Source organism: Streptomyces sp. NPDC127084, assembly GCF_042724175.1.
GTDB lineage: Bacteria > Actinomycetota > Actinomycetes > Streptomycetales > Streptomycetaceae > Streptomyces.
Genome location: NZ_JBHXFA010000040.1, coordinates 1 through 11462, shown reverse-complemented (window position 1 = coordinate 11462; position 11462 = coordinate 1). Strand labels below are relative to the sequence as shown.

Annotated in this window: 11 protein-coding genes and 2 tRNA genes; 9 read left to right on the top strand and 4 right to left on the bottom strand. The window is 69.1% G+C overall.

The annotated features are described in order from the left end of the window. Nucleotides 1-64 precede the first annotated feature (64 nt). The 3 genes from ACFWI9_RS12405 to ACFWI9_RS12395 all read right to left on the bottom strand — a co-directional run bounded on the left by ACFWI9_RS12405 (nucleotide 65) and on the right by ACFWI9_RS12395 (nucleotide 788). Nucleotides 65-137: transfer RNA gene (locus tag ACFWI9_RS12405), tRNA-Gly, on the bottom strand. An 80-nt stretch (nucleotides 138-217) separates the two neighbouring features. Further along, nucleotides 218-289: transfer RNA gene (locus ACFWI9_RS12400), tRNA-Gly, on the bottom strand. A 169-nt stretch (nucleotides 290-458) separates the two neighbouring features. After that, the gene (locus tag ACFWI9_RS12395; protein WP_387161180.1) at nucleotides 459-788 is read right to left on the bottom strand and encodes an Lsr2 family protein; all 330 of its coding nucleotides are present in this window, start codon (nucleotides 786-788) and stop codon (nucleotides 459-461) included. A gap of 524 nt (nucleotides 789-1312) precedes the next feature. Between ACFWI9_RS12395 and purS the strand changes: the two genes are divergently transcribed. The 9 genes from purS to purM all read left to right on the top strand — a co-directional run bounded on the left by purS (nucleotide 1313) and on the right by purM (nucleotide 10767). After that, nucleotides 1313-1558 carry a phosphoribosylformylglycinamidine synthase subunit PurS gene (purS, locus tag ACFWI9_RS12390; RefSeq protein WP_387161178.1) on the top strand — a complete coding sequence of 82 codons (246 nt, stop codon included), beginning with the start codon at nucleotides 1313-1315 and terminating at the stop codon, nucleotides 1556-1558. Further along, nucleotides 1555-2235, top strand: coding sequence for a phosphoribosylformylglycinamidine synthase subunit PurQ (gene purQ / locus ACFWI9_RS12385; RefSeq protein WP_387161177.1), 681 nt, complete (start codon nucleotides 1555-1557; stop codon nucleotides 2233-2235). The genes purS and purQ overlap by 4 nt, the downstream gene beginning before the upstream one ends. Then, entirely contained in the window at nucleotides 2232-4481 is a 2250-nt protein-coding gene (gene purL, locus ACFWI9_RS12380; RefSeq protein WP_387161175.1) for a phosphoribosylformylglycinamidine synthase subunit PurL, read from the top strand. The genes purQ and purL overlap by 4 nt, the downstream gene beginning before the upstream one ends. A 147-nt stretch (nucleotides 4482-4628) precedes the next feature. After that, nucleotides 4629-5129: an ArsR/SmtB family transcription factor gene (locus tag ACFWI9_RS12375; protein ID WP_387161174.1), complete on the top strand. Its 501-nt coding sequence runs from the start codon at nucleotides 4629-4631 to the stop codon at nucleotides 5127-5129. 143 nt (nucleotides 5130-5272) lie between these two features. Continuing rightward, the gene (locus ACFWI9_RS12370) at nucleotides 5273-6079 is read left to right on the top strand and encodes a M23 family metallopeptidase (RefSeq protein ID WP_387161173.1); all 807 of its coding nucleotides are present in this window, start codon (nucleotides 5273-5275) and stop codon (nucleotides 6077-6079) included. Between the two features lie 14 nt (nucleotides 6080-6093). Continuing rightward, on the top strand, nucleotides 6094-6897 hold the full coding sequence (locus ACFWI9_RS12365; RefSeq protein WP_387161172.1) for a sterol carrier family protein: 804 nt from the start codon (nucleotides 6094-6096) through the stop codon (nucleotides 6895-6897). A gap of 35 nt (nucleotides 6898-6932) precedes the next feature. After that, nucleotides 6933-7778: an META domain-containing protein gene (locus tag ACFWI9_RS12360; protein WP_387161170.1), complete on the top strand. Its 846-nt coding sequence runs from the start codon at nucleotides 6933-6935 to the stop codon at nucleotides 7776-7778. A 240-nt stretch (nucleotides 7779-8018) separates the two neighbouring features. Beyond that, complete coding sequence (purF, locus tag ACFWI9_RS12355) at nucleotides 8019-9536, top strand: amidophosphoribosyltransferase (protein ID WP_387161168.1); 1518 nt, start codon at nucleotides 8019-8021, stop codon at nucleotides 9534-9536. 166 nt (nucleotides 9537-9702) lie between these two features. Then, entirely contained in the window at nucleotides 9703-10767 is a 1065-nt protein-coding gene (gene purM / locus ACFWI9_RS12350; RefSeq protein ID WP_387161165.1) for a phosphoribosylformylglycinamidine cyclo-ligase, read from the top strand. 120 nt (nucleotides 10768-10887) lie between these two features. Here the strand turns inward: purM and ACFWI9_RS12345 are convergent, their stop codons facing one another. Further along, nucleotides 10888-11157 carry a DUF3073 domain-containing protein gene (locus ACFWI9_RS12345; protein ID WP_387161163.1) on the bottom strand — a complete coding sequence of 90 codons (270 nt, stop codon included), beginning with the start codon at nucleotides 11155-11157 and terminating at the stop codon, nucleotides 10888-10890. Between the last annotated feature and the right edge of the window lie 305 nt (nucleotides 11158-11462).

Sequence of the window (11462 nt, the reverse complement as noted above, 5' to 3'; positions counted from 1 at the left end):
CGTGTTAAACTATTGTAAATCGCCCTAGGGCCCGGTTCGTGAGGACGGGGGCCTTCGCCACCTGAGCGGACGACGAGATTCGAACTCGCGACCCTCACCTTGGCAAGGTGATGCTCTACCAACTGAGCCACGTCCGCAGTGCTCCCGCTTCGGCTTTCACCGGGCGGTGCGTCCACTACTGTACCCGATCCACCGGAGTGGTCGTTACGTAGTGCGGAGCGGGTGACAGGAATTGCACACTGCGCCTTCCCTCTGGAAGAGGGCTGTTCTGCTACTGAACTACACCCGCACGCTCCATGAGGTTCGGCCCTTCGGCCTCGCCCCTCGGCGTGTTCCAGACTCTAGCCCACCTGCGGGGGTGCCATGCAACTCGGTTCACCGCGGGTGCCGTTCGGCTGCCCGCCGCGGGCGCCCGAACGCCCGGTGCCAGGGACGCCGCGGGCGCTGAGGCTCCGTGCTCAGCTCGCCTGGCGGAACGCCTCGTACACCCGCTTGGGGATGCGGCCCCTGGCCGGCACCTCCATCTTGTTGGACTGGGCCCAGGCGCGGACTGCCGCGGGGGCCGGTTCCAGAGTGGTGTGCCGGTATTCCTGGCGCGCCTTGCCCGGGTGCTTCGCCGCCTTGCGTCCCGCCGCCATGTAGGGGGCGAGAGCCTTGCGTAGTTTCTTTGCATTGGCGGGATTGAGGTCGATCTCGTACGACTTCCCGTCCAGGCCGAACCGGACCGTTTCCGCTGCCGTCCCGCCGTCGATGTCGTCGGAGAGAGTGACTACCACGCGCTGAGCCACGGATATGGGTCCTTTCCTGCGGTTTCGCCTTCGCCTGACGGGGCGGCCCGACCTGACCGGATGGTCCGGCCTGCTGGTCCGAGCCGCCGGCCCGACCTGATGGGCGGGCTGAGCGGCTGCCCTGGCCGTCGGGCCGGTGGGGCCGACCGGACTGATCGGGGCGATCCGACCGATCCGGCCGTTCGTGCTCCGTGCTGACGTGCGGCGATACCGAAAAAATTCCGGCTGCGGGCGGGAGGCGATGCTGCTTTCCGCCGCATTCCTTTCTACAGCCGCCGGTGTCGCATTGTGAAGCCCTGCCAATTGCTTGAGCGTGTCATCCGCAATGGTGCCGACCGGCTTTTCTCCGGATTTCAGGCCGGGCTTCTGTGTGTCTTGTCCGGTCCTTCTTCGGTCCTTCTCTAGCCCTTCTTCGCATCTTCCGTGCGCCTTCTTCGTGCTTTCTCTGCATATCTATGCGCGTAGATTTTCGGGGCGGGTACGCTGAGGGAACCGCCTTCAGCACCACACCACCGGGAGTGCCAGTGGCACGCGTCGTAGTCGACGTCATGCTCAAGCCGGAGATCCTCGACCCGCAGGGCCAGGCGGTGCAGCGCGCACTGCCCCGCCTGGGCTTCGAGGGGATCGCGGACGTACGTCAGGGGAAGCGCTTCGAACTCGAGGTGGAGGGGCCGGTCGACGCCGCCGCCCTCGCCCGTATCCACGAGATGGCCGAAACGTTCCTCGCCAACACCGTCATCGAGGACTTCGTCGTGAAGGTGGAGTCGTGACCGCTCGTATCGGAGTCGTCACCTTCCCCGGCACGCTGGACGACCAGGACGCGCTGCGCGCCGTCCACCTCGCGGGCGCCGAACCCGTTTCCCTGTGGCATCGCGACAAGGACCTCAAGCAGGTCGACGCGGTCGTGCTCGCGGGCGGCTTCTCCTACGGCGACTACCTGCGGGCGGGCGCCATCTCCCGCTTCTCGCCGGTGATGGAGACCCTCATCGACCAGGCCAGGGCCGGGCTGCCGGTCCTCGGCATCTGCAACGGCTTCCAGATCCTCACCGAGGCCCATCTGCTGCCGGGCGCGATGCTGCGGAACAACCACCTGCACTTCATCTGCCGCGACCAGAAGCTGCGGGTGGAGAACGCGGAGACCGCCTGGACCGCCGACTACGCGCAGGGCCAGGAGATCTCCGTCCCGTTGAAGAACATGGACGGACGGTACGTCGCCGACGAGCGCACGCTCGACGAGCTGGAGGCCGAGGGCCGGGTCGCGTTCCGCTACCTGGATCTGAACCCGAACGGCTCGCTCCGCGACATCGCGGGCATCACCAACGCCGCAGGCAATGTCGTCGGCCTGATGCCCCACCCCGAGCACGCCGTGGAGCCGCTGATCGGCACGGGCGGCACGGACGGCCTTGGATTCTTCACCTCGATCATCAAGAAGCTGGTCGCCGCATGACTCTCGACACCGTCAAGCACGCCACCGAGACGCCCGAGGTCGAGCAGCCCTGGAAGGAACTCGGCCTCAAGGAGGACGAGTACGCGCGGATCCGTGAGATCCTCGGCCGCCGCCCGACCGGTGCCGAGCTCGCCATGTACTCGGTCATGTGGTCCGAGCACTGCTCGTACAAGAGCAGCAAGGTCCATCTGCGCCAGTTCGGCGAGAAGGCCCCCGAGAACGACGCGCTGCTCGTCGGTATCGGCGAGAACGCGGGCGTCGTGGACGTCGGCCAGGGCTACGCGGTCACCTTCAAGGTCGAGTCGCACAACCACCCCAGCTATATCGAGCCCTACCAGGGCGCGGCCACGGGTGTCGGCGGCATCGTCCGCGACATCCTCGCCATGGGGGCCCGCCCGGTCGCCGTGATGGACCCGCTGCGCTTCGGCGCCGCCGACCACCCCGACACCAAGCGCGTGCTGCCGGGGGTCGTCGCGGGCATCGGCGGCTACGGGAACTGCCTGGGTCTGCCGAACATCGGCGGCGAGGTCGTCTTCGACTCCTGCTACCAGGGCAACCCGCTGGTCAACGCCCTGTGCGTGGGCGTGATGAAGCACGAGGACATCCACCTCGCGAAGGCGTCCGGCGCCGGCAACAAGGTGATCCTCTACGGCGCCCGCACCGGCGGTGACGGCATCGGCGGCGTGTCCGTGCTCGCGTCCGAGACCTTCGACGACACGAAGCCGGCCAAGCGCCCCGCCGTCCAGGTCGGCGACCCCTTCCAGGAGAAGCTCCTCATCGAGTGCACCCTGGAGGTCTTCAAGGAGAAGCTGGTCGCCGGCATCCAGGACCTCGGCGGTGCCGGTCTGTCCTGCGCCACCTCCGAGCTGGCGAGTGCCGGCTCGGGCGGGATGCGGGTCGAGCTCGACACCGTGCCGCTGCGCGACGCGACCCTCTCGCCCGAGGAGATCCTCATGAGCGAGTCGCAGGAGCGGATGTGCGCGATCGTGGAGCCGCGCTACGTCGAGCGCTTCATGGAGATCTGCGAGAAGTGGGACGTCATCGCCACCGTGATCGGTGAGGTGACCGACGGCGAGCGCCTTGAGATCTTCTGGCACGGCGAGCAGATCGTGGACGTACCGCCGCGCACCGTCGCCCATGAGGGACCGGTGTACGAGCGCCCGTACGCCCGCCCCGAATGGCAGGACGCGCTCCAGGCCGACGACGCGGGCCGGCTGCCGCGTCCGGGCGATGGCGGTGAGCTGCGCGAGCAGGTCCTGAAGCTCGCCGCATCCCCGAACCAGGCGTCGAAGTCCTGGATCACGGACCAGTACGACCGCTTCGTGCAGGGCAACACCGTGCTCTCCCAGCCCGAGGACTCCGGCATGGTCCGGATCGACCCGGACACCAACCTCGGAGTCGCGGTCGCGACGGACGGCAACGGCCGGTACGCCAAGCTCGACCCGTACGCGGGTGCGCAGCTCGCGCTGGCCGAGGCGTACCGCAACGTCGCCGCGACCGGCGCCAAGCCGCTGGCGGTCTCGGACTGCCTGAACTTCGGCTCGCCAGAGGACCCGGCCGTGATGTGGCAGTTCGCGGAGGCCACCCGCGGTCTCGCGGACGCCTGCCAGATCCTCGGCACCCCGGTGACCGGCGGCAATGTCTCGCTCTACAACCAGACGGGCGAGACTGCGATCCACCCGACCCCGGTCGTCGCGGTCCTGGGCGTGATCGACGATGTCACCCGGCGCACCCCGATGGCGTTCGCCGAGGAGGGGCAGCTGCTGTACCTGCTGGGTGACACCCGCGAGGAGTTCGGCGGCTCCGCCTGGTCGCAGGTGGTGCACGGACATCTCGGCGGTCTGCCGCCGAAGGTCGACCTGGAGCGGGAGCGGCTGCTGGCCGAGATCCTGATCTCGGCGTCCCGTGACGGCATGGTCGACGCGGCGCACGACCTCTCGGACGGCGGTCTGATCCAGGCGGTCACCGAGTCCTGCCTGCGCGGCGGCAAGGGTGTCCGGCTGATCGTCCCCGACGGGCTGGACGCGTTCACCTTCCTGTTCAGCGAGTCGGCGGGCCGTGCGGTCGTGGCCGTCCCGCGCAGCGAGGAGCTCCGCTTCACCGACATGTGCGGAGCGCGGGGTCTGCCCGCCACGCGGATCGGTGTGGTCGACGGGGACGCGGTGGAGGTGCAGGGCGAGTTCGGCATCCCGCTGAGCGAGCTGCGCACGGCGCACGAGGAGACTGTTCCGGGGCTGTTCGCCTGATCGCCCCGCTCACCGTCTGATCGACAGCAGCGCATAAGTACGACAAGGGCCCCCGCCCGGACGAGGTCAGTCCGGGTGGGGGCTTCGTCATGTGTGCGCGCCGACATCGGCCTTGCTTGGAATTACGTAATTACGTAAACTTCAGTTGTGGATCTGGAAGAACGCGTTGCCGAGCTCGAACGACGGCTGGCCGTGCTGGAGGAGGCCCGGCGTGTGTCTCCGACCGTCGGCGAAGCCGACTTCTGGGCGCTCGACGGACTGAAGCAGCGGCTCACCGATGCCGGAGCGGCCGACGGCGGAGTCCTGTTCACCGGTGCCGTCCGGCTGCCCGAAGGGGAGCGCTACGAGTGGCAGTACGGCGCCCTGACCGAGCGGCTGCTGGACGACGACTGGACGGAGGCCGCCGACGCCTTCGCCGCGCTGGGCCATCCCGTACGGCTGCGACTGCTACGGGAGATCGTGGGCGGCCGGCGCACGGCCGCGGAGCTGGCCGAACTCGAAGGGCTCGGCACGACCGGCCAGATCTACCACCACCTGCGCCAGCTGACCGCCGCCGGCTGGCTGCACACCACGGGCCGGGGCCGCTACGAGGTCCCCGCGGCTAGGGCCGTCCCGTTGCTGGTGGTGCTCACCGCGGCACGGCCATAGCTCTTCTGCCGACTCCACGGCTCCATAGGGGGAACCGATCCATGAAATCGCAGCAGTGGAAACCGTCTGATCAGTCCCATCGGCCGGCGTCCCGCCCGGTCGCGCGCCAGGCAGCGGTACTCCTTCACCGCACGCTGTGGCTGGTGTTCATCGCCCAAGCGCTCGCCTCGCTGTTCATGCAGCTTCCGTATGACTACTGGGTGGGCTGGCTTCCCGGTCTCGGGGCCATCGCCTTCACCATCGGTCTGACAGCAGCCGGCGGATCCGCCGTGCGCGGTGCGGAACCGGTCGCAACCGGAGCGCCAGTGGCCGGACTCTGGTCCGCCCTCAACAGCCCCGCCGACCGCACACCGAGCCACGGCACGCACCGCTACGGACAGACCTACGCCATCGACATCGTCGCCGAGTCGGATGAGCGGCCCCGCCCGCCCTTCGCCGTGCTGTGGCCGCTCGTCCGCCGCAGCAGCGACTTCCCGGCCTTCGGGGCACCCCTGTACGCGGTCGCCGACGCCACCGTGGTCCATGCCAGCGACCACCGGAGGGACCATCTGAGCCGCAATTCCTGGCCGGCAGTGATCTACCTGCTGCTGATCGAGGGCACCGTCCGGTACCTCGCGGGGCGTGGTCCGCTCCTGGGTAATCACCTCGTGCTCGACCTCGGCGACGGGACGTACGCGGCATACGCCCATCTCCAGCGCGGCTCCCTCCGGGTCCGGGAGGGGGACCGGGTGAGCTCGGGACAACTGATCGCGCACTGCGGGAACTCGGGGAACTCGAGCGAACCGCACCTTCACTTCCAGTTGATGGACGGACCCGACTTCAGGACGGCTCGTGGCATTCCGTTCACCTGGCGCGGCATCGGCGTGCCGAAGAATCGTGAGACCTTCACCGCGGATCCGCAGGCTCCCGCGGATCCCGCTGACCCGGCCGCGTCCCGCGTGTCCGGCTGAGCTAGCCTCACGCCATGCCACCGGCCAGGAAACGAGCCCGCAGCTACGACCACACCAAGATCGGCGCCGCGGTGCTCACGCAGCTCGGCCATGTACGGCAGACGGTGCGGACGCTGACGCCCGAGGAGCTGGCCGCCCCCACCAGGCTCGGCACCTGGACAGTCCGCGAACTCGCCGTCCATATCGCGCAGGCCACCGGGGCGGTGGCCGCTGCCGCCGCCTGCCCGGCGCCGCCGAAGCAGGACTTCGCGCTGCTGGACTGGCCGCGGCGAACCATGGAGCGGTCCGCCGCGATCGACCAGGGCGCCCGTGAGGCCGCCGAGTCCGTCTCCACCGCGGCTGCCCTGGGCGAGTTGTACGACGGGGTCGCCAGAGGACTCGCGGACGCGCTCGAGGCCGGCAGCGGCGACCGGCTCCTCGCCACCCGCCAGGGCGCGATGCGCCTCGGCGACCTTCTGGTCACACGTGCTGTGGAGCTGATCGTCCATACCGATGATCTGAACGCCGCGACCGGCCGTGACGTCCCCCTCGAAAGGCAGGCGCTGGCCGCTTGTGTACGGCTGCTCGCGGACACCCTCGCCGTGAGGGCCCCGGGTGGCTCGGTCGAGGTGCGTGTCCCGCCGTATGCGGTGGTGCAGTGCGTCGAGGGCCCCCGGCACACCCGTGGCACCCCGCCAAATGTGGTCGAGACCGACCCGCTCACCTGGATCAGGGTCGCGACCGGTCGCACCGGATGGGACGAGGCGCTCGCCGCCGCCCGGGTGAGCGCCAGCGGTGAACGCGCCGACATTTCCGGGCTGCTGCCCGTTCTTTCCTGAGGGAACCGTGGTCACAGCGGTACCGTCAGACCGACATGCGAATCAAGCAGATCGTTCCCGGTACGGCTGTGCGGACCCTGCCGCTGCCCCTGACCCTGGCCGCCGTCCTTGCGCTGACCGCCTGCGGCACCGAGCAGGGGCCGGGCAGCGGGGGCGCTTCCGAGGTGCGTCCAGAGACCCCTGTCACCGGTGTGCACTGGTCCGTTGACAGCGTGACCGTCGACGGCAAGAAGTCGGCCGCCCCCGAAGGCGCCCACCTCCTGATCGACACCAAGGGCCGTGCCGAGGGCAACTTCGGCTGCAACCATTTCGGCGCCGATGCCACCGTGGACGGCAGCACGATCACCGTCGGCCAGGTCGAGCGGACCGAGATGGGCTGCGCCAACGACATCGACGCGTTCGAACGCACCATGAGTGAGGCCTTCTCCGGCGAACTCGACGCGAAGCGCTCGGACGGGACCCTGACGCTGACCACGGAACGGGGCGACACCATCGTCCTCACCGAGCAGCAGCCCGCCCCGCTCGTCGGCACCAAGTGGACTGTCAGCTCTCTGCTGACCGGTGACCGGGCTGCTTCAGTGCCGGTGGGTGCGGAGAAGCGGGCGTATCTCGTGCTCGGCAAGGACGGTTCGGTGCGGGGCAGCCTCGGCTGCAACACCTTCAGCGGTACGGCGAAGGTCTCCGAGTCCGGGTCCACGATCACCTTCGGCAGGCTCGCCACCACGCGCAGGATGTGCGCGCCACCGCAGATGACGCTGGAGAGCGAGCTGGGCAAGGTGCTCCGGGGGACGGTGTCGTACGAGCTCGACCACCGGCGCCTCAGCCTGACCGGCACCACCGGCGACGGCAGTGGCAAGGGAGCCGAGGCGACCGCGTCCTGACCACGCGATGGGATCGGTGCGACCGGTACGACAGCGCGACGGTACGACAGGCGGAAAAGCGACAGACGGTGAAGTGCGCGGAAGTGACTTGCGGCACCCCGCTGCACCCGGCCGACCCCTCCGTAGGACCGCCCAAGGGCTCTATTGCACGGCTTTCGTATGAACCTCCGAGAGGTGCGGCGGCTCATTTGCCCCGTACCCAATTCGGACCAGTGGTCGATCTCGCCTACACTCGGTGCCGTGCCACGTGGTGACGGACGACTCAACCACGACCTGCTCCCCGGCGAGAAGGGCCCCCAGGACGCTTGCGGCGTCTTCGGTGTCTGGGCTCCGGGTGAAGAGGTCGCCAAGCTCACGTACTTCGGGCTCTACGCCCTCCAACACCGGGGCCAGGAATCCGCGGGTATCGCGGTCAGCAACGGCTCCCAGATCCTCGTCTTCAAGGACATGGGCCTCGTTTCCCAGGTCTTCGACGAGACCTCCCTCGGCTCCCTCCGCGGCCATATCGCCGTCGGACACGCCCGCTACTCGACCACCGGTGCCTCCGTGTGGGAGAACGCGCAGCCGACCTTCCGGGCTACCGCCAACGGCTCCATCGCGCTCGGCCACAACGGCAACCTGGTCAACACGGCGCAGCTCGCCGAGATGGTCGCCGACCTGCCCCGCAGGGACGGCCGCGCCACCCAGGTCGCCGCCACCAACGACACCGACCTCGTCACGGCGCTGCTCGCCGGGCAGACCGACGACGACGGCAAGCCGCTCACCATCGAGCAGGCAGCCGCCAAGGTGCTCCCGGAGGTCCGGGGCGCCTTCTCCCTCGTCTTCATGGACGAGCACACCCTCTACGCAGCCCGTGACCCGCAGGGCATCCGCCCGCTGGTGCTCGGCCGGCTGGAGCGCGGCTGGGTGGTCGCGTCGGAGACCGCCGCTCTCGACATCTGCGGTGCCGGCTTCGTTCGCGAGATCGAGCCCGGCGAGATGATCGCGATTGACGAGCAGGGTCTCCGCACCTCTCGATTCGCGGAAGCGAAGCCCAAGGGCTGTGTCTTCGAGTACGTCTATCTGGCCCGCCCCGACACCGAGATCGCCGGACGCAACGTCTATCTGTCCCGGGTCGAGATGGGCCGCCGCCTCGCCAAGGAAGCACCCGCCGACGCCGACCTGGTGATAGCGACACCCGAGTCCGGAACCCCTGCCGCGATCGGGTACGCCGAGGCGTCAGGCATCCCGTTCGGCGCGGGGCTTGTCAAGAACGCCTATGTCGGCCGGACCTTCATCCAGCCGTCCCAGACCATCCGCCAGCTCGGCATCCGCCTGAAGCTCAACCCGCTGAAGGAAGTCATCCAGGGCAAGCGCCTGGTGGTCGTGGACGACTCGATCGTCCGCGGCAACACCCAGCGCGCGCTGGTCCGGATGCTCCGTGAGGCAGGCGCCGCCGAGGTCCATGTGCGGATCTCCTCGCCACCGGTCAAGTGGCCCTGCTTCTTCGGTATCGACTTCGCGACGCGCGCCGAGCTCATCGCCAACGGGATGACGATCGAGGAGATCGGCGCCTCGCTCGGTGCCGACTCGCTGTCGTACATCTCCCTCGACGGCATGATCGAGGCCACCACCATCGCGAAGCCGAACCTCTGCCGTGCCTGCTTCGACGGCGAGTACCCGATGGACCTGCCCGACCCCGAGCTCCTCGGCAAGCAGCTCCTGGAGACCGAGCTGGCGGGCGGCTCCGATGCCGCCGACACTCTGCGCCGTCCCTGAGAGCCCGCCCCGAAGCCCGCTGGGGGCCCCATGGGCCCCGGGCGAGAGCAGAGAGCCCTTGAGGGCCCAGCCGCCCCCAGGGCCGTCGCCCTTCACGTCCCCGACCAGGCCGGCCGGCCCCACGAGGGCTCACCGGGCATCCGATCCGACCGAAAGATCCCAGGCAATGTCTGAGACAGGTGCTTCCTACGCCGCCGCCGGCGTCGACATCGAAGCCGGTGACCGCGCCGTCGAGCTGATGAAGGAGTGGGTCAAGAAGGCCCGGCGCCCCGAGATGCTCGGTGGCATCGGCGGCTTCGCCGGCCTCTTCGACGCGTCCGCCCTCAAGCGCTACGAGCGCCCGCTGCTGGCCTCCGCTACCGATGGCGTCGGCACCAAGGTCGATCTGGCGCGTCAGATGGGCGTGTACGACACCATCGGCCATGACCTGGTCGCGATGGTCATGGACGACATCGTCGTCTGCGGCGCCGAGCCGCTGTTCATGACCGACTACATCTGCGTCGGCAAGGTCCACCCGGAGCGGGTGGCCGCGATCGTCAAGGGCATCGCCGAGGGCTGTGTGCTCGCCGGCTGCGCGCTGGTCGGCGGGGAGACCGCGGAGCACCCCGGGCTGCTCGGGCCGGACGACTTCGATGTGGCTGGCGCAGGTACGGGTGTCGTGGAGGCGGACCGGCTGCTTGGCGCGGATCGCATCCGTACGGGGGACGCGGTGATCGCCATGGCGGCCTCCGGCCTTCACTCGAACGGGTACTCGCTCGTTCGGCATGTGGTCTTCGACCGGGCCGGCTGGTCACTCGACCGCGAGGTGCCGGAGTTCGGGCGCACCCTCGGCGAGGAACTGCTGGAGCCCACGAAGATCTACTCGCTGGACTGCCTCGCGCTGACCCGTACCACCGAGGTGCACGCGTTCAGCCACATCACGGGCGGCGGGCTCGCGGCCAATCTTGCCCGGGTGGTCCCGGACGGTCTGCACGCGGTGGTCGACCGGTCGACCTGGACGCCGGCCCCGGTGTTCGAGCTGGTCGGGAGCGCGGGGCAGGTCGAGCGTCTTGAGCTGGAGAAGACCCTGAACATGGGCGTCGGCATGATCGCCGTCGTGCCCGGGGAGTCTGTCGACGCGGCGCTGACGACCCTGGCCGACCGCGGTGTTGACGCCTGGGTCGCGGGCGAGGTCACCGAGCGTGGCGAGCACACCACCGGTGCCGCGCTGGTGGGCGACTACGCCGGCTGATACGACGTGGGGCCGCCCCAGGCCCGCAGGGGAAGCGGCACGGGCTGGACATCGTGACCAGCGGGAACAGCACAGAACCCGGTCCGGGGACAGGCCCCGGACCGGGTTTCGGTGTGAGCGTCAAGCGCCGCGGCGCTGTGATGAGGGACCGGACTCGTCCTCGTCCTCGTCATCCTCGTCATCGTTGTACAGCTCCGCGTAACGGGCGTACGGGTCGTCGTCTTCCTCGTCATCCTCGAACGGCTCACCGTTCGGCGGCTGGCTCGAAATCGGACTCGAAGTCGATGCGCCCAGCTCGTTGGCCAGACGCGACAGGTCAGTCCCGCCGCTGTTGTACTTCAGCTGGCGGGCGACCTTCGTCTGCTTGGCCTTGGCCCGGCCGCGCCCCATGGCTCGACCCCCTCGGTGACGGGGCTCGACGGCCCCAGAGTCTTGACACGCGTTCATGATTCGGAACGGGCTCTCCTCAGAGAGACCGGTCCGTAGAGCTTCAACGGTACCTGCTTCCGCGGCCATACGGTACGCCGCCCGCATGACGTGCCCCGGAGCCGAACCCGCGAGGCGCCCCGTCCTCGCTGGTCAGCTGCGATTTTAACCTCTTTCGGCAGGCGACCCGCCGATGGGCGTGAGGCATCTCTCCCCGCCCGCGGACACAAGTCTGTGCGAACGCACCAATGCGGAGAGTGTTCGAGAGG